Here is a 16,680-nt window from a genome sequence, read left to right as displayed (position 1 = left end):
CCAGTCCCCTGCCCCCCGCGCCCCGCGCCCCGGGGGCCCGCCACCACTGCGGTGCGGGCGGGCGCGGGGGGCGGTGGGGTCCCGCCCCCGCCCGCCCGTCGATGGGCGTGGGAGCGGTTCACAGCTCGCTGAGCCAGGACTCCACTGTCATGACCCTCGCCCCTCGTCCGGGGAAGACGCGCTCCATGAAGAAGTCATGGACGTCCGCCTCGGCGTCCGCGCAGGCGTCGCTCAGGACGGTGGCCCGGTAGTCGCGGTCCAGGGCGTCGTAGAGCGTTCCCGCGACCATTGCGCTGGTCGCCACGCCTGTCAGCGCGAGCGATTCGACGTGGTGGGCGCGCAGCACCAGTTCGAGTTCCGTTCCGACGAATGCGCTGGTGCGGCGCTTGGTGATGACGACATCCTCCGGTTGCGGTGCCAGTCGCGGACTGATGTCCGTCTCCCCGGATCCCTCATGAAACAGGGGGCCGGCTCGGTGAAACGCCGTGAACAGGGTGTTGTTCTCGGAGACATCGGCTCCCGATGCCCTCAGCTCCGTACGCACGAAGACGACGAGGATGCCATGCGCGCGAGCCGCGCGTACCAACGACCGCATGGGGGACACGGGCGCTCGGCTGAACGGGTAGTTGGCCAGGATGCCTGTCTGCATGTCACCGATGATGAGTGCGGTGTCGGTGCGGCCGGTCACCCGATCTTCTCCGTGTCGTGGGGCTGGGGCAGTGGATCCTGGACGGTTGACTGTTCCGCTTTTCGCCCGGCCGTCAGCAGGATCACCAATCCGGCGGTGAGCATGAGGGCGATGGCCAGGAGGGCGTAGGTGAAGTCGCCGGTCGCGTCCGCGATGGCGCCGGTCATATAGGGGCCGATGAAGCCGCTGACGTTGCTCACCGAGTTGATCAGCGCGATGCCCGAGGCCGCGGCGGCACCGGTCAGGCACAGCGGCGGCAGTCGCCAGAACTGCGGCATGGCGGTGAAGACGCCGGAGACGCTGACGCAGAACGCCCCGATGAACAACACGTCGTTGTGGGTGAAGGTGGCCAGCAGCAGGCCTACGACACCGAAGGCCAGGGGTACCGCCGTGGAGAACACCACGGACCGGCGCGCCGCCACCTTGGCCCAGGCAAGCATGGCGACGATGGCGATGGCCGAGGGGATGCCGGCGAGCAGCACGCTGCTGACATCCGAGATCGTGGACGCGTTCCCGGTGAGCGTGGAGATCATCGTCGGCAGGAAGAAGGCGATGGGGTACAGGCCGAAGACGATGGCGAAGAAGGCGAAAGACAGCGTCCACACGCGTCCGCTGGAAAGCGCCTGACGCACCCCGGTGAGCGCGCCGTGTGCGTTCTGCTGGGCGGTTTCCAGGGTCAGTCGATGCTGGATGGCGTCCTTCTCCTGGGGTGTCAGCCACTTCGCGTCGGCGGGCCGGTCCGGCAGCAGGCCGTAGATCAGGGTTCCGGACAGGACGGTGAACAGGCCCTCGGTGAAGAACAACGACCGCCACCCGGCGTACCCGGTGAGCTGTTCGCCCCAGGACAGCATGGCCGCGGCGAGGGGCGATCCTATGATGCCGGACAGCGGAATCATGATGAAGAAGATCGACATGGCCCATGCACGCTGTCTCCTGGGAAACCAGAAGGTCATGTACAGCAGGATTCCGGCGGCCAGCCCGGCCTCCGCGAAACCGAGCAGGATTCGCATGACGTAGAGCTGACCAACGCTCTGCACGGCCGCGGTCCCCATGGTGACGAGGCCCCAGGAGACCAGGATGCGGGTGATCCATTTCCGCGCCCCGAATCGGCGCAGCATCATATTGCTGGGGATCTCCACGAGAATGTAGCCGATGAAGAACAGGCCGGAGGCCAGGCCCAGCTGTCCGGCGGTGATGCCGAGACTCTTGTTGAGCGACTGTGCCACGTAGCCGAGATTGGCACGGTCGATATAGCTCATCACGTAGGCGAGGCCGATGAGCGGGATGATGCGGATACCTACTTTGCGCCAGACCCGGCGCATGTCGTCGTCTGTTGTCTTTGTCGGGGCGGTGACCTCGGCCATGACGGGGTCCTCTCGGTGAGCGGGGTCCGAGGATGGTGAGGTGGGGGGTGAGGATGGTGAGGGGGCGGGGACGGTGAGGTGGGGGTGAGGGGGCGGGGACGGTGCTAGTGGCGCCCAGCGGCGCGCCGTCGCCGTGTTGCCGCCGCGTCGATCGCGCCGTCGGGGGTGATGACGACTCCGTAGTCGCGGGTCGCCGCGGAGGCGGTGACTTTCCCGTCGAGTACGTCCCGCAGGACACGGTCGGGATCCCGGGTGAAGGGGTCGCCGTGGCCGCCTCCGCCGGCGGTGACGTGCCGGTGGCGTTCGCCTGCGGCGAGGAGCTGGACGACCTTGGCGGGGAGTATCTGCTCCAGTGGGGTGCCGGGGTTGAGGATGTTGGACGACGGCGTGCCCTGGGCTCCTCCCTGGAGGCCGTAGGGCAGGTGGGTGCGCCGGTCGGAACGGATCTGCACCGAGACCGTGGGGGCGAGAACCGTCATGTCGCGGAAGGTCGACAGACCGCCGCGCCACCGGCCGGGGCCGCCGGTGTCGGGCAGATAGCCGTAGCCGTCGATGCGTACATGGCCGGATTGCTCGAGTTCCTCCACCGGTACGTTGGCCAGGTTGGCGCCGAGCGGGCTGACGCCGTCCACACCGTCGCGGTCCGGCCGGGCTCCCCAGGCCCCGCACAGGATGTCCCACAGGACGTTGGTGGTTCCGTTCTCCCCGGTGATGCCGATGGCCACGGAGTCCGGGCCGCCGTCGCCCGCGGCCGGGACCCGGTCGGGGAAGACGGGAGCCAGCGCCCCGAGTACGGTGTCGATGATGCGGTAGGCGACCAGGCCCCGGGCGCCGCGGGCCGAGGGCCTTCGGCCGTTGAGGATGGAGGCCTCGGGGATCGTGAAGGTGAGGGGCCGGTAGAAGCCGCTGTTGGCCGGGATGTCGGAGCCCAGGGCGCCCTGGATGGCCGCGTAGGAGGCGGACCGGGTGAAGGACTCGGTGGCGTTGAGGGCCGAGGCGACCTGGGGGGAGGACCCGGTGAAGTCCACGTGCAGGGTGTCCCCGGTGATGGTGACGGTGACGCGGAAGGGGATGGGCGGCGAGCCCATGCCGTCGTCGTCGATGAAGTCCTCGAACGCGTAGGCACCGTCGGGGGCCTCGGCGAGCGCCGCGCGCAACAGGGTCTCGGAGTAGGCGAGGAGTTCCTCGTTGAGTGCGGCCAACCCGTCGGTACCGTGGCGTTGGGCCAGTTCCTTCAGTCCTTCCCCGCCCGCGTGACACGCGGCGAGCTGCGCTTCCAGGTCGCCACGGAGAAGGTCCGGCTCGCGCACGTTGCGGAGGATGAGCGCGAGGAAGGTGTCGTTGAGCGTGCCCGCGTCGCACAGCCGGGACGGCGGTATTTGCACGCCTTCCGCGAAGATGCTGGTGGACTGCACCGCCATGGATCCCGCGGCCCAGCCTCCCACGTCCACGTGGTTGACGACGGTGACCGAGTAGCCGAGCAGTTCCTGTCCGGAGGTGAACACCGGGGCGATCGCGAAGATGTCGGGCAGGTGCATGCCGCCCAGGTCGGGATCGTTGAGAAGGTAGACGTCGCCCGGGCGGACGGAGTCGCCGAAGGCCGTCAGCACGGCGCCCATGGCTTCGGGGATGGAGCCGAGGTGCACCGGACAGGTGTTGGCCTGTGCGATCACCCGTCCCGAGGCGTCGCACAGCGCGGCCGAGAAGTCCATGCTGGAGGCGACGATCTGGGAGTGCGCGGTGCGCAGAATGGTGATCGCCATCTCGTCCGCGAGTCCGGTCACCGCGTTCCGGTAGACCTCGAACGTGGCGGCGTCGCTGATCGGGCGCGGGCTCATGAGGTTGCCTCCGGGACTGTGGTCGTCCAGCTGATGACGATGTTGTTGAAGCGGTCGCGGTGGGCGGTGGCCGCCGGCGGTACGAGGGTGGTGGCATCCATGTCCTCGATGACGAGGGGGCCTTGCCGGGGCTCCGGTGACAGCGCGGCGCGGGGGATGACCGGGGTCGGCTCGGTCCGGTCGAATCGGCACCCACGGGTCGTTTCGGCACGGGGCGCCGACGGCGGCAGGCTCAGGAGCCGCTCGACGCTGACGGGATTGCGCACCCGCCCGCGGACGCGCAGGTTGACGATCTCCACAAGCTCATCGGTACCGGCGCGGCCGTAGGTGCGGTGGTGCTCGGCGTGGAACCGCTGCCGCACGGAGGCCATCAGGCCGGAGTCCAGCTTCCCGTCGGGGACGGTGACGGACAGCTCGAACCGCTGACCTCGGTAGCGCATGTCGAAGACCCGCTGTACCTCGGTGTGCGCGGAGGGAGCGGCCTCCCGCAGGGCCTCGGTGACTTCCTTGGTCATCCGGTCGAACTCCGCACCGAGCAGGTCGAGCGCGTCGAGGTCCGCCCGGTGGGGCACCACCGCCTGCCGTTCGGTGTCGGCGACGAGGAGTCCCAGACTGCTGAACAGCCCGGTGTGCACGGGGACGATGACGGTGTCGATACCGAGTTCCCGGGCGATGGCCGCGCCGTAGAGAGGCCCGGCACCGCCGAAGGCCACCATGACCGCCTGCCGCGGATCTCGGCCGCGTTCGCTGGTGACGGCCTTGACTGCCTTGGTCATGCTGGACACGGCGACTTCGTAGGCTCCGCGCGCGGCCGCCGGGATGTCGACGCCAAGGTCCTGGGCCACCGGGGCGATGGCCTGCCGGGCGAGGTCCGGCTCGATGGTCACCCGCCCGCCGGCCAGGGCCTGCGAACTGAGGTAGCCCAGGACCACATTGGCATCGGTCAGCGTGGGGCTGGTCCCTCCGTTGCCGTAGCAGGCGGGACCGGGCCGGGAGCCGGCGCTCTCCGGTCCGACCCGCAGGGATCCGGCGACGTCGGTGGAGATGACGCTGCCCCCGCCCGCACCCACTTCGGCGATGTCGATGGAGGGCACGCGCAGCGCGTATCCGGCCCCCTTGCCCATGCCGCGGGTGATGTTCATACCCCCGCCGACCTCGTAGTCGCCGGCGACGAACGGCTCCCCGTTCTCGATGAGGGATGCCTTGGCCGTGGTGCCGCCCATGTCGAAGGCGACCACCGAGTCGATCCCCATGAGCTGGGAGAGTTTCCGTACGGCGATGACGCCTGCGGCGGGCCCCGACTCGATGATCTGTACCGGGCGCCCCACCACTGAGGGCGCGTCGAGGAGGCCGCCGCTGGACTGCATGATCATCAAGGGCGCGGAGACGCCGGCTTCCCGCAGACCCTCGCCGAGCGCGGTGACATAGTCATGGACCTGGGGCCCCACATAGCTGTTCACGACCGCGGTACTGGTGCGCTCGTACTCCTGCATCTGAGGCGTGATGTCGACGGAGGCGGTCACATACGCGCCGGGCAGGAGGGCCCGCAGTTCGGCGGCGACTCGGCGCTCCTCCTCGGGGCGGACATAGGAGTTGATCAGACACACCGCCACCGCCTCGATGCCCTCGGCCCGGATCTCGGCTGCCACCCGCGCCAGTTCAGCGGAGTCCGCCGGAGGCTCGAGGCGGCCGTCGGCGGTGATGCGCTGGTCGATCTCGTAGCGGTGGCGCCGGGAAACGAGCGGGGTGGGCCGCTGCCAGGAGAGGTCGTACAGCAGGGGGCGGCGCAGGCGCCCGAGTTCCAGGACGTCCCGGAATCCCCGCGTGGTCAACAGGGCGGTACGCGCTCCCCGCGTCTCCAGAATGGCGTTGGTGGCCACCGTGGTGGCGTGCAGCATCGCCGTGACCTGGTGCGGGAGCGCGTCCGCCGCGGAGAGCGCGGCCCGGGTTCCGCCGAGGACGCCGCTGCCGAAGTCCGGCGGTGTGGAGAGGACCTTCACGGGGACGACCCGGCCTCCCGGGCCCAGAGCGATGACATCGGTGAAGGTCCCACCGATGTCGGCGGCGACTCGCCAGCTTCCGTCGGGATCGGTCAAAGCGGGTCCTGGCATGTTCGGCTCCTTGAAAGGCGGCCCTGGAGGGCTCCCTCGCGCCGCCCCTCCGGCAGCTGCGATGACCATAAGGCAGATGTGAGATCTCAGCAATGAGTGGTTAAGATCTTTGTTGTTCCTACGGCACCTCGCCGTACCGCGCGCCAACTTCCGTTCCCGTTACTCCGCGACAGGCGGGCGGGCCACTACGCCGTCCCCACTCCCCCGCCTCAACTCCCCGAGCCGCCGCCCCACTTCCTCGAGGTCGGCGGCGGATCCCCCGTACACCATGCGGACGTGGGTATCCGGCCCCGCGAAGGCGTCTCCCGCGATGGCCGTCATGCCGTGATCCAGCAGCAGCCGCTCCAGCCGGCGCCCACGGAATCGAAGAGGGGTGCAGTCGGCGAAGACGAAGACGCCGGCGTCGGGGCGCACCGAAGCGAGGCCGGCGCCCTCCAGCCCGCCGCGGAGAATGTCACGCCGGGCCCGCATAGTGGCGAACTCTTGTTCGATCCAGTGTTGCGGGCCGGTCATGACGGCATGCGCCGCGGCCTGGGCCACGTCACCGACGTTGATGGCGTCCCATTCGAAGGCATGGTGTATCGGCTTCAGCAGGTGGGCGGGGGCGTGCACATAGCCGACCCGCCAGCTGGTGAAGGCGTAGTTCTTACTGAGGCTGGTGACGGTGACCAGGTCCGGATGGTGATCGCGCAGCAGCATTTGCGGCACATAGCCGGGCCCGTCCCATACATACCGCTCGTAGGACTCGTCGGAGAAGACGGTCAGACCGTGGCGGGCGGCGATGGTCAAAAGCTGACACAGCCGCTCCCGGCTGGGCACATAACCGGTCGGATTGTTGGGGTTGCAGACCAGCAGTGCCCGGGTGGCCGGAGTGATCGCGGCCTCAACAGCCGCCGGGACATGGTCCCAGCCGCGGCTCTCGTCGGACGGTACGTACACCGGCCGGGCTCCCGCCAGGCGGACCATGCCGTCGAAGAAATAGCTCGGAGCGGGGATCACGACTTCGTCGCCCGGCGACAGCAGAGCCCTCAGCGCCACGCTCATCCCGTGCTGGGCGCCGTGGGTGATCAGCAGCTCGCGCCCCGGGTCCACGGCGAGCCCGTACGCGGCCGCCAGACGTGAAGCGATCGCCTGGCGGAGTTCTTCGGAACCGCGGCTGCTCCGGGGGAACACCTCACCCGCGGCAGTCCGCACCGCCTCCACGACGTGTTCCGGCATGGGCAGCATCGGCACGCCGCGGAAGGGGACCATGGCCGCATGGCTCGGCGGTGCCATCCGGGCACGGTCGGCGAGTTCGAGAGCCGGCAGACGTTCCAGCTTCATCAGGTTCCCTTCACGGATCTTGGTGCGCCGGGCAGCCGGGCAGCCGGGCCCAGACGGTCTTGCCGTCGGGATGCCGTTCGGCCGTGAGACTCCCGCCGAATTCGGTGAGCAGTGCGTCGACGATCGCCGCTCCGCGGCCGTGGGTGGCCTCCGGGGAGGCGGCCGTCGGCCTCGGAACGTCGCGCGAGTTGTCGCGGACACCGAGTTCCAGCGTTCCGTCCTCGCCGATCCTGAGGATGACGACGATGCTCGGCGTGAACACGCCGGCGTGATGCACGGCGTTGGTCACCAACTCCGAGGCGATGAGGCCGACGGTGTGGATCAGCTCGCCGCCCTCGGGGATTCCCCACTCGAGGAGGGTCTCCACCAGGGCGCTCCGGACCACGGGCACGTCGGCGGCGGAAGGTGGCAGAGAGAATGTCCGGTCGGTCCGGCAGAGCGCTGTGGCGTTCATAGCGATCATCTCGATGTGTCAGGAGGCAGGAGTCGGTTTCCACCCCCCCCCAACTAAGATCTTAGATATCCTCTACTGAGATCTTACATTCGTCCGCAAATCCGCTTCAACCCCCTGGGCACACGAAATGAATCCGGCCCTCCGGGATCAGGTGACACTGATGCTGACCTCGGCGAGCGACGCATGAGACACGAGCTGGTCGATGATCTGCTCCTGGGCGGTCCGCGTTCTGGCGCCCATGGCCGCACGGGCCGCGGCCGGGTCACGGTCCCGGATCGCCTCGAGGATCTCCCGCCGCTGGTGCACGGCCGGTTCCGAGAAGGGCAGGGACTTCAGCGTGATCCGCAGGACTCGCTCCAACTCGTCGAAGACCCGGATGATCGCCTGAGCCAGCATGTCATTGCCGCACCGGTTGGCGATGATCGCGTCGAACTCGAGGTTGGCGCGCAGGAACGCGTCGAGACTGGCCGGGTCCCCCGTCTCGTACGTGACCGACAGGAGCTCCTCCATCCGGGCGAGATCACGCTCGGGGCAGCCGATCTCCGCCGCGAGACCCGTCGCCTCGACCTCCAGCAGCCGACGGAAGGCACAGAGGTCACGGGTCCCCTTGAGGGTGACCGGCAGGATGCGGTAGCCCGAGCGCGGCAGTGCCTGCACCAGACCGTCCCTCTGCAGCCGGGTCAGGGCCTCCCGGGCGGGCATCGTGCTGGCACCGGCCCGGCGCGCGAGGGTCGACTTGGTGACATGAGCGCCGGGCTCCAGCTCGAGTTCGATGATCTGGCGCTTGATGGTGGCGTATGCGCGCTCGGTGGCGCTGAGGCTCGGATGATCTTCGCTCAGGATGGCCGGCAGGTACTTCACACCCCCCACCTTAGCGTAATTGCGATCTCACGACCTTCGCCCCGAGATCTCAGTCTGGATCCGACTTCGACGACAAGGGAGTCGTGCCACGGTGATGTTCCGACATCACGACGCGCCCGGCGCCCCCGTTGCCCATGGGCCCAGGGTGAATCCGGCGTCTCCCCGCTGGACCTCCACGGCTCCCGCGGCACCCGCGAAGTGTGCGGGGACGAGCAACTCCCTCTGGTCGGCCGCGCGTTGGAGAATGCGCAGGCGGCTCGCCACCGCTTGTTCCGAGTCCAGGCAGGCGTTGCTGTTGCAGCAGGGCTGGAGGATCTGCACCGGGCTGTGCAGCAAGTCCCCGACGAAGACGGCCCGGTCGCCACCGGAGGCGAGCCGCAGCACGGACGAGCCGGGGGTGTGGCCGGGCGCGGATTCCAGAGTGAGGTGCTCGTCGATGCGGTGGGAACCGTCCCATCGCACGGCCTGTCCGGCCCGGTGGATGGGCGCGACGCTGTCCTCGTAAATCAGGCGGCCGTCCGCCTGCGAGCCGTTGCCATACATGCCGTCCGGACCGAAGTGGAAGTCGTCGGCGGCCGGGATGAGGTACTGGGCGTTGGGGAACGCCGGTATCCACTCCCCGTCCGCCTCGACGGTGTTCCCGCCGACATGGTCGATGTGCAGGTGGGTGTTGACGACGACGTCGACGTCCTGCGGGCGGACGCCGGCCTTCGCCAGACAGCCGAGAAGATCGCCCTGCCAGTGGTGGAACGGCGGCGAGCCCGGCCGTTCGCGCCCCTTGCCCACTCCCGTGTCGACCAGGACGGTCCGCCCGCCGCTGCGCAGCACCCAGGTCTGCAGCGCCAGCACCAGCCGGTCGGTATCCGGCTCCCAGTGGTCCGGCGCCAGCCAGTCCGCATTGTCCTTCCACACCTCGCCGGCGGTCTCCGCGACCAGGTCGGAGACGGGCACGAACGGGCCCTGCCATTCCACGACCCGGATGACCTCGACATCGCCCAGCACAAGGCGGTGCACACTCTCGTTCGTCATGCACTCGACCCTAGGAAGGCCGTAAGAGCCTCTCAATGCGCATCCGGCTCACTGAGATACGTATCCGTCTCATGTCTCATACGGAAGATACTCTGCATGAATGGATGTGGTGAGCGACGCGATCTCCGCCATGCGTCTGGGACACCCCTCGTCCCACCGGCTGCGGATGAACGGCGGTGGGTGCACGCGGCTTGACCCGTTCGGCGGCGCGGGCTTTCACGTGGTGCTCAAGGGTGGTTGCCGGCTGCTGCCCGACGGCGGTGACCCGGTGTCCCTCGGCGTGGGTGACGCGGTGCTGCTCCCCCATGGGACAGGCCATGTGCTCGCCGACTCCCCGAGCGAGACGGAGATCCTCTGCGGGCAGTACCGGCTCGACTGCAGCCGCATCCACCCGCTTCTCGCGGAGATGCCCCGGGTCGTCCACCTTCCCAGCCGCGTGGGCGGCCACCTCGAACTGCGCGCAGCGATCGACCTGCTCGCCGGTGAACTGGACGAGAGCCGGCCCGGCTCCTGCATCGCGCTGCCGAACCTGCTCGACCTGCTCCTCGTCTACATGATCCGCTCCTGGATGACCGAGGCCACCAGCGGAGCCTGGCCCCGCGTCCTGGGTGACCCGGTGACGGCCGCCGCGCTGCGGGCGCTGCACTCGGATCCGGCTGCCCCGTGGACCACCGAGCGCCTGGCCATGGAGGTGAACGTCTCCCGCCCCACCCTGGCGCGCCGGTTCACCACCCTGGTCGGCCGCCCTCCGATGGCGTACCTCACGTGGTGGCGCATCATCCTGACCGCCACTCTGCTCCGGGACACTTCGGACACCCTGGCCTCCATCGCCGGCCGGGTCGGCTACGGCAGCCCGTACGCACTCTCACACGCCTTCCAGCGGGAGTTCGGTACCACCCCGGGGCGGTACCGCAAGGCCGCGGGCCGAGCACCGGCCGACCAGTCACCAGCCGAAGGAGGTGCCGGGCCCCCGGCGCGGGCCGGGGGCCGGGGTGGAGGGGGTCAGGGGGTCAGCGGTCGCAGCTGAGGGCGCGGAGGGAGATGGCGTCGCTCATGACCCGCATACCGGTGTCATTGGGGTGGAGGTGGTCGCCGCTGTCGTAGGCGGGGAGCATTCGGGTGGGCGCCGCGGGGTCCCTGACGGCCTTGTCGAAATCGACGACCGCGTCGAACTCGCCGCTGGTGCGGATGAAGGCGTTGACCTGCTGGCGGACCGTCTCGTCGACGACCTCGTACTCCCGCCAGCCCTCGTACGGCATGACCGTCGCCCCGACCACGCACCTGCCACGCGCGTGGGACCTGGCGATGATCTGCCGGTAGCCGGCGATGAGGTCGTCGGCCGTGGGGCCCGGCGTGGCCTTGATGTCGTTGATGCCCTCCAGCAGGATCGTCGTGCGCACACCGGCCTGGGTGAGCACATCCCGGTCGAGTCGCTTCAGCGCGCTCTCGGCCGAGCCGTCGGCGAGGACCCTGTTGCCGGAGATTCCTTCGTTGGCCACGCCCTTGAGCCGGGAGCGGGGGTCGGCGAGCAGCCGCCGGGCGAGGAAGTCCGGCCAGCGGCGGTTGGTGTCCTGAGTGGAGGCGGAGCCGTCGGTGATCGAGTCGCCGAAGGCGACGACGGCGCCGGTGCCGCGCGGGGGCCGCACGACGGCGGCGTCCAGGTAGTACCAGGAGGTGATCTGCTGGGAGTAGGCGGCGGCGCCCTCCTCCGCGGCGTGGTCGCCGACCGGTGCGACGTATTGGGTCGCACGGGCCCCCTTGTGGCCGGTCGCGAGGGTGCCCGCACCGCGCACATAGAGGCTGATCGCGAGGTCCGACTGGGGCTGGACGCGGCCCGGCAGCGGATCGCTGTACACGACGCCGCCCGCCGGTACGGTCACTGACGACGCGCCGCGGAAGGTCAGCGTTCGGTTGCTGCCGGGCACGACCGCCGCCCCGGACTCGCGTACCCCGGCGTAGGCGTGGCCGAAGGTCACCGGCTGGTCGCCGTAGGCGTTGGAGAGCCGGATCCGCAGGTCCCGGCCGCCGACGCTGGTGTGGACGACGAACCGGTAGGTCAGGTCCTGGGCGGCGGTTCCCGCCGGGTAGGCGCTGGAGGCCCAGGTGACGACGGAGGAGCGCGGGGCGGGAGGCGTCGCGGGCTGGGCGGTGGACTGGGCGGCGTAGGACTCGGTTCCGGTGGCCACGAAGGCCCCGAGGGCGGCGGCGGTCGCGGCCAGGAGGCCGATGGCGCGTGCGGGTAAGCCCGGTCTCTGCATGATGCGGCCTTTCGTTCTCTCGACAGTTCAGTGATCGGATGAATTGATACGCAATTCCGATCCGGCTGTCGAGAGAGAACGCCAAACTGCCCGGGATTAGCCGCTAGTCACCTCATGGTCATCGGATCTATTCGATGGACGTATGTACGGCGTCGTCATCGCACGCGCGTGTACCGATGCACACCGTCGGCGTGGGCCACCGCCGCCTGGCCCCGCAGTACGAGGACATCCAGGTGCGCGGCCGTCTCATTGATCGCGAGCATCTGGTTGAAGGCGCTCAACTCCCCGAACGGCACTGCCCGGCGCGTCCAGGCGAGCTTCCGCGCCACCGCGTGGGCGTCGAGCGTGTTCTCGCCCAGCGCCGTCAGGCTGCCGGCCAGCCGGTCGTCGTGGTGGGCGAGCAATTCGGCGACCCGGGTGTGGGTGGAGTCGGCGACCGGTCCGTGGGCGGGCAGCAGGCGGGCGTCGGCGTAGCGGGTCATCAGCCGCAGGGAGTCCAGGTAGTCGGCGAGCGGACGGCCACCGGGCTCGGCCAGTTCGAAGCCGATGGACGGGGTGATGTGCGGCAGGACGTGGTCCCCGGAGAACACCAGCCCCCGCTGTTCGTCCAGGAAGACCACATGGCCCTTGGTGTGTCCGGGGGTGGGGACGACCTGCAGTTCGCGCTCGCCGAAGCGCAGGGTCTCCGCGCCGAGCCAGTGATCGGGGGCCTCCCAGACACTCGGGTCGTGGCCGCCGTGGTCCATCGCCTCGATGCGGTCGGCGAGTTCCCCGGCGCCCGCCGCGCGCAGGGTCCGCAGCGAGCCGACGGGCTGGTCGCTGCGCAGCCGGTCGAGCATCTCCAGGCCGGGGCGCTCCCCCGCACCGAGATAGACGCGCGAGCCGAGCAGCCGGCGCAGTTCCACCGCCTGGGTGTAGTGGTCGCGGTGGATGTGGGTGACCAGGATGTGGCTGATGGCGCCGAGGTCGCGGTCGATGGCGGCCAAGCCCTCCTCGAGCGCCTTGCGCGCCTCGGGGATCGCCCAGCCCCCGTCGATCATGACGATGCCGCCGTCGTCGGCCAGACCCTCCAGCAGATAGACGTTGACGGCTCGCAGGCCGTCCTCCGGCAGGGGCAACGGCACTCGGTGCACCCCCGGCTGTACGGTCTGGATTCCGGCCGTCGCCCATGGAGCCTGGTCGAACCGCGCTGTCATGCTTCTCCTTCGTGGGCGTGCAGCCTGAAGGCCAGGTCACGGGCCCCGCCCCGGTCGAGCTTGCCGACCTTCGTCTGGGGCAGTTCCTCGACGCCGTAGACGTACTCGGGCCACTTGGTCTTGGACAGACCGACGCTCTCCAGATGGCCGGTCACCTCGGCCAGATCGACGCCGTCGCCGTCCTCCTCGGCGACGACGAGCAGCGCCACGCGTTCGCCGAGGACATCGTCGGGGACCGGCGCGACACAGGCCCTGGCCACGCGCGGATGACTGGCGACCGCGCGTTCTATCTCGGTGATGTCGATGTTGCGGCCGCCCCGGATGATGATGTCCTTCTCGCGGCCCATGATGCTGATGGTGCCGTCCTCGTGGGTCATCAGCAGGTCGCCGGTGGGCAGATAGCCGTCCTCCGTCAGCGCCGGCGGATCGGTTCTGCCCTCGCGGGCGTACCCGAGGAAGAGCGAGGGGCCGCGGACCTGCGCCCGGCCGGTCACCCCCGGTCCGGCCACCTGGCCGTCGGGGGTGAGCGCGCGCACGTCCGTGCCCGGGAAGGGGCGGCCGTCCCTGCCGAGCCGGATTTCCTCGGGGTCGTCGGGGCTGGGCGAGGTGTGACCCAGGCATTCGGACATGCCGAAGACGCGGAGGATCTTCGTGCCCAGGGAGCGTTCGGCGCGGGCCAGCGCGCCACGGTCCATGGGCCCGCCGCCGACGGTGATCGACCGGACGCCCCGGAGGACGCCGGAGCCGGCCGCCTCGGTGCCCATCTGCAGCGCCATGGTCGGTACGCACATGGTCCAGCGGACACCGGCGTCGGCCATGCGCCGCATCGCCACCGCCCGGTCCCACTTCCCGGTCAGGACGAGCGGCCCGCGCAGCAGGAGGGAGAGATAGACCCCGAAGCAGTAGGCCGCCGTGGACGACAGCGGCACGATCGCCGCGACGGCGTCGCCCGGCGACAGGCCGTTGACGTTGACGGTGCTCGTGGCGGCGTAGCGCAGGGCTCGCTCGGACTGTACGACACCCTTGGGCCGCCCGGTGGAGCCGGAGGTCAGGCCGATGAGGGCGCCGTCCGACCACCGCGCCACCTCGCGCTGGTGGGGTGTGGACCGGCAGGTCCAGCCGTCGAGGACGCTCCGCGCCGGGCCGGGGAGCCGGGTGGGTACCGTCCACTCGTCCATCGCCGAGGGCTCGGCGACGACGGCGTCGGGGCGGATGTCCTCCCACGCGGCGTCGAACTCGGCGGGGGTGGTGTGCCGATTGACCACCGCGAGAACCCCGCCCCGCAGGCCCACGGCCAGAGTGGCGGCGACGGTACGCCATGAGTTGTCGGCCTGGACCAGGACGGTGCCGACCGATCCGCCACCTGCCGACTCGTCGGGCGCGTCGGCGGACAGCGCCTCGGCCAGCCGGACGGCCTCCTCGAGCAGCTCCCGGGCCGTATGGCTGCCGGTGTCGTCGATCACGGCGATGAAGTCGGCTTCATCCGCCTGCTGCTGGAACTCCCGCACTACCTGTCGCATCCTGCCCCTCGTTGCGCTGTGCCGAACTCCGTTTGCCGAACTCTGTGGTGCTTGCCCTGCCGCTGGACCGGGCCGGGCGGCCCGGAATCCTCAGGCGGCGAACATCTCCGCCTCATGCCCCATGACCGCGATCCGGCGGCCCTTCATGTCGCCGACCTGGGCGACGGCCGCGGCCCACTCGGGGCTCGCGAGGGCCTTCTTCAGGTCCTCCGGGGAGTCGAAGCCGAGCACGGAGAGCCCGTCCCAGCCCTCGGAACGCGGCTCCAGAGCGGCGTCGATGTCGATGTGGCGCCAGGCACGCAGGCCGGGCAGGCGGTAGGTCAGCTCCGCGTGGTCGCCGCGCCACCAGGTGATGAACTGCTCGTGCGTCCACTCCGGGGGACGGGCTGCCAGCAGGACGAGGTTGTACATGACAGTGCTACTCCGCACGGGGTCGATGGGATGTGAGTGGTGGGCGGGTCCGATACCGGTCAGGTGAAGCGGATCTCGGATGAGCGCCCGATCAGCAGGCGCCGCAGCCGGCCTTCGCCGTTCACCCGCCCGGCGGCGACGAAGCTGGCTTCGGGGACGCCCGCCCGTCGTACCTCGCCCAGGAAGAGCTCGTCCTGGCCGAGCGTGGTCGCCGACAGCAGATGGTGGGTGCGGGTGCCCTTCTCGCGCTGTTCGAGGTAGCCCACCAGGGCGGCGCGGTCCCCGGCGAAGTCGGTGGCGTTGCCGTCGCCGGTGGAGAACAGGATGGACAGCGAGAAGTCGTCGCTGATCAGGTCGAGGATCCGGGACGGCTCGTCACCGTCCAGTATCTCGAACCACGCGGTGAGGAAGGGGGCCGCGGCCGGGGTGTCCGTCATGCCCGGCTCCCGTCGCCCGCCCAGTCGACCAGTTCGAACGAGGTGGTGAAGAATGACTGGTAGCGCGCGATGAGCCCGCCGGGCGAGATCACCGCGGCCGAGAGGAAGGAGCCGGTGTACCGCCCGCCCTCCGTCACCACCCCGTACACGGTCTCGAGGTCGCCCTCCCGGCTGTGGCGCAGGATCTCATGCGACCGTTCCTTGGGGTTCCGGCCGGCTATGTACGCGGCGAAGTCCTCCTTGGACTCGCCGGTGACCTCATGGCCCGGCAGGGCGATGAGGAATCGGAAGTCGGGTTCGAGCAGGTCCAGCGTCCGTTCCGGATGCGGGCTGTCCATACTGGTCAAATAGGTGAGCAACGCCATGACTGCGCCCTTTCGATCGGCGGTCGAGCGCTCCCGGGGACCCGGGGCCGCCATGGACCCCGGATCAACCTGAGTTCAGTTCAATTCACGTTGGATGTTAATCCCGGAGAAACACGGCTGACAAGGGCCCGTAGAACGCGAAACGGCCCCCGGCGGATATCCGCCGGGGGCCGGAAGCGACAAGGGGCCGCTCAGGGGGTCACGTGGCGACCATCCGCACACACGCGCCCTCGATCAGTTCACTGACATCCGACAGCGGCGTCGGCCCCGACGGCCGGTACCACCGCCAGACGCTGACGATCAGGCCGAGCACGCCCGAGCCCAGCAGTTGCGCGTCCCGGAGCGGGAAAGCGCCCATGGACATGCCCCGGACCAGCAGGTTCGTCCAGTTCCGCTCGACGAGCTGAACCAGCTTGCGGGCCTCGACGCGCTCGGCCTCCTCCCGCTTGGACTTACGCGTGCCGGACAGCAGATCCATGTGGTTGTGCAGGATCCGCATCTGCAGGACCTCTTGGTCCGAGACGTCATAGGCCGCGCGGACGGCCGCCCGGAGCGCCTCGGTCGGGTCCTCGACGTCCTCGGTCGCCTCCGTGAACTTGTCGTGGGACCGCTGGAGCTCCAGCCGCATGATGGTCAGCAGGCAGTGGGTCTTGGACTCGAAGTAGTGGTACAGCGCCGTCTGCCCGATGCCGACCCGCTCCGCCACGGTGGACCACTTGGTGGCCTCGAACCCCGTCTCGCCGAAGCAGTCGACAGCGGCCGCCAGGATGGCGGCGCGCTTGGACCTCGGTCCCGCTTCCGGTTCAACGATTCTCGTCGCCATGC

16 protein-coding genes are annotated in these 16,680 nt (G+C 69.7%); 1 reads left to right on the top strand and 15 read right to left on the bottom strand.

The features are described from left to right. Positions 1-118: 118 nt before the first annotated feature. The 8 genes from ACFXB5_RS16375 to ACFXB5_RS16340 all read right to left on the bottom strand — a co-directional run bounded on the left by ACFXB5_RS16375 (position 119) and on the right by ACFXB5_RS16340 (position 9,668). Positions 119-688 (bottom strand): cysteine hydrolase family protein, encoded by a 570-nt coding sequence (locus ACFXB5_RS16375; protein WP_385207892.1) that lies wholly within the window; start codon positions 686-688, stop codon positions 119-121. Next, complete coding sequence (locus tag ACFXB5_RS16370) at positions 685-2,052, bottom strand: MFS transporter (protein WP_385207890.1); 1,368 nt, start codon at positions 2,050-2,052, stop codon at positions 685-687. Before ACFXB5_RS16370 ends, ACFXB5_RS16375 begins: the two co-directional genes overlap by 4 nt. 104 nt (positions 2,053-2,156) lie before the next feature. Beyond that, entirely contained in the window at positions 2,157-3,890 is a 1,734-nt protein-coding gene (locus ACFXB5_RS16365; protein WP_385207887.1) for a hydantoinase B/oxoprolinase family protein, read from the bottom strand. Further along, a complete protein-coding gene (locus ACFXB5_RS16360; protein ID WP_385207884.1) occupies positions 3,887-6,001 on the bottom strand; it encodes a hydantoinase/oxoprolinase family protein in 2,115 nt (704 codons plus the stop codon). Before ACFXB5_RS16360 ends, ACFXB5_RS16365 begins: the two co-directional genes overlap by 4 nt. 159 nt (positions 6,002-6,160) lie before the next feature. Further along, complete coding sequence (locus ACFXB5_RS16355; protein WP_385207881.1) at positions 6,161-7,324, bottom strand: pyridoxal phosphate-dependent aminotransferase; 1,164 nt, start codon at positions 7,322-7,324, stop codon at positions 6,161-6,163. Between the two features lie 10 nt (positions 7,325-7,334). Next, entirely contained in the window at positions 7,335-7,778 is a 444-nt protein-coding gene (locus ACFXB5_RS16350) for an ATP-binding protein (protein ID WP_385207878.1), read from the bottom strand. A 147-nt stretch (positions 7,779-7,925) separates the two neighbouring features. Continuing rightward, positions 7,926-8,639 carry a GntR family transcriptional regulator gene (locus tag ACFXB5_RS16345; protein ID WP_385207875.1) on the bottom strand — a complete coding sequence of 238 codons (714 nt, stop codon included), beginning with the start codon at positions 8,637-8,639 and terminating at the stop codon, positions 7,926-7,928. A gap of 105 nt (positions 8,640-8,744) precedes the next feature. After that, positions 8,745-9,668, bottom strand: a complete 924-nt coding sequence (locus ACFXB5_RS16340) for an MBL fold metallo-hydrolase (protein ID WP_385207872.1) — start codon at positions 9,666-9,668, stop codon at positions 8,745-8,747. A gap of 100 nt (positions 9,669-9,768) precedes the next feature. Between ACFXB5_RS16340 and ACFXB5_RS16335 the strand changes: the two genes are divergently transcribed. Further along, a complete protein-coding gene (locus ACFXB5_RS16335; protein ID WP_385207870.1) occupies positions 9,769-10,695 on the top strand; it encodes a cupin domain-containing protein in 927 nt (308 codons plus the stop codon). Here the strand turns inward: ACFXB5_RS16335 and ACFXB5_RS16330 are convergent. The 7 genes from ACFXB5_RS16330 to ACFXB5_RS16300 all read right to left on the bottom strand — a co-directional run bounded on the left by ACFXB5_RS16330 (position 10,679) and on the right by ACFXB5_RS16300 (position 16,678). Beyond that, positions 10,679-11,926 carry an SGNH/GDSL hydrolase family protein gene (locus ACFXB5_RS16330; RefSeq protein ID WP_385207868.1) on the bottom strand — a complete coding sequence of 416 codons (1,248 nt, stop codon included), beginning with the start codon at positions 11,924-11,926 and terminating at the stop codon, positions 10,679-10,681. The genes ACFXB5_RS16335 and ACFXB5_RS16330 overlap by 17 nt on opposite strands. A gap of 155 nt (positions 11,927-12,081) precedes the next feature. Further along, the gene (locus ACFXB5_RS16325) at positions 12,082-13,122 is read right to left on the bottom strand and encodes an MBL fold metallo-hydrolase (RefSeq protein ID WP_385207865.1); all 1,041 of its coding nucleotides are present in this window, start codon (positions 13,120-13,122) and stop codon (positions 12,082-12,084) included. Further along, positions 13,119-14,642 carry a class I adenylate-forming enzyme family protein gene (locus tag ACFXB5_RS16320; RefSeq protein ID WP_385207862.1) on the bottom strand — a complete coding sequence of 508 codons (1,524 nt, stop codon included), beginning with the start codon at positions 14,640-14,642 and terminating at the stop codon, positions 13,119-13,121. The genes ACFXB5_RS16325 and ACFXB5_RS16320 overlap by 4 nt, the downstream gene beginning before the upstream one ends. Before the next feature lie 90 nt (positions 14,643-14,732). Next, positions 14,733-15,053, bottom strand: a complete 321-nt coding sequence (locus ACFXB5_RS16315) for an EthD family reductase (RefSeq protein WP_201848986.1) — start codon at positions 15,051-15,053, stop codon at positions 14,733-14,735. Positions 15,054-15,112: 59 nt separating this feature from the next. Next, the gene (locus tag ACFXB5_RS16310) at positions 15,113-15,490 is read right to left on the bottom strand and encodes a hypothetical protein (RefSeq protein ID WP_201848599.1); all 378 of its coding nucleotides are present in this window, start codon (positions 15,488-15,490) and stop codon (positions 15,113-15,115) included. After that, complete coding sequence (locus ACFXB5_RS16305; RefSeq protein ID WP_385207858.1) at positions 15,487-15,855, bottom strand: nuclear transport factor 2 family protein; 369 nt, start codon at positions 15,853-15,855, stop codon at positions 15,487-15,489. Before ACFXB5_RS16305 ends, ACFXB5_RS16310 begins: the two co-directional genes overlap by 4 nt. A gap of 199 nt (positions 15,856-16,054) precedes the next feature. Next, the gene (locus ACFXB5_RS16300; protein WP_385207855.1) at positions 16,055-16,678 is read right to left on the bottom strand and encodes a TetR family transcriptional regulator; all 624 of its coding nucleotides are present in this window, start codon (positions 16,676-16,678) and stop codon (positions 16,055-16,057) included. Positions 16,679-16,680: the final 2 nt, after the last annotated feature.

The sequence above is a fragment of the Streptomyces sp. NPDC059455 genome, assembly GCF_042750115.1.
Classification (GTDB): Bacteria; Actinomycetota; Actinomycetes; order Streptomycetales; family Streptomycetaceae; genus Streptomyces; species Streptomyces endocoffeicus.
This window is presented reverse-complemented; position numbering and strand designations above follow the sequence as displayed.

Excerpts from the sequence above, each read along its gene's own strand:
- ACFXB5_RS16370 (WP_385207890.1), bottom strand. The coding sequence starts at position 2,052 with ATGGCCGAGGTCACCGCCCCGACAAAGACAACAGACGACGACATGCGC.
- ACFXB5_RS16365 (WP_385207887.1), bottom strand. The coding sequence starts at position 3,890 with ATGAGCCCGCGCCCGATCAGCGACGCCGCCACGTTCGAGGTCTACCGG.
- ACFXB5_RS16360 (WP_385207884.1), bottom strand. The coding sequence starts at position 6,001 with ATGCCAGGACCCGCTTTGACCGATCCCGACGGAAGCTGGCGAGTCGCC.
- ACFXB5_RS16355 (WP_385207881.1), bottom strand. The coding sequence starts at position 7,324 with ATGAAGCTGGAACGTCTGCCGGCTCTCGAACTCGCCGACCGTGCCCGG.
- ACFXB5_RS16350 (WP_385207878.1), bottom strand. The coding sequence starts at position 7,778 with ATGAACGCCACAGCGCTCTGCCGGACCGACCGGACATTCTCTCTGCCA.
- ACFXB5_RS16340 (WP_385207872.1), bottom strand. The coding sequence starts at position 9,668 with ATGACGAACGAGAGTGTGCACCGCCTTGTGCTGGGCGATGTCGAGGTC.
- ACFXB5_RS16335 (WP_385207870.1), top strand. The coding sequence starts at position 9,769 with ATGGATGTGGTGAGCGACGCGATCTCCGCCATGCGTCTGGGACACCCC.
- ACFXB5_RS16330 (WP_385207868.1), bottom strand. The coding sequence starts at position 11,926 with ATGCAGAGACCGGGCTTACCCGCACGCGCCATCGGCCTCCTGGCCGCG.
- ACFXB5_RS16325 (WP_385207865.1), bottom strand. The coding sequence starts at position 13,122 with ATGACAGCGCGGTTCGACCAGGCTCCATGGGCGACGGCCGGAATCCAG.
- ACFXB5_RS16320 (WP_385207862.1), bottom strand. The coding sequence starts at position 14,642 with ATGCGACAGGTAGTGCGGGAGTTCCAGCAGCAGGCGGATGAAGCCGAC.
- ACFXB5_RS16315 (WP_201848986.1), bottom strand. The coding sequence starts at position 15,053 with ATGTACAACCTCGTCCTGCTGGCAGCCCGTCCCCCGGAGTGGACGCAC.
- ACFXB5_RS16310 (WP_201848599.1), bottom strand. The coding sequence starts at position 15,490 with ATGACGGACACCCCGGCCGCGGCCCCCTTCCTCACCGCGTGGTTCGAG.
- ACFXB5_RS16305 (WP_385207858.1), bottom strand. The coding sequence starts at position 15,855 with ATGGCGTTGCTCACCTATTTGACCAGTATGGACAGCCCGCATCCGGAA.
- ACFXB5_RS16300 (WP_385207855.1), bottom strand. The coding sequence starts at position 16,678 with ATGGCGACGAGAATCGTTGAACCGGAAGCGGGACCGAGGTCCAAGCGC.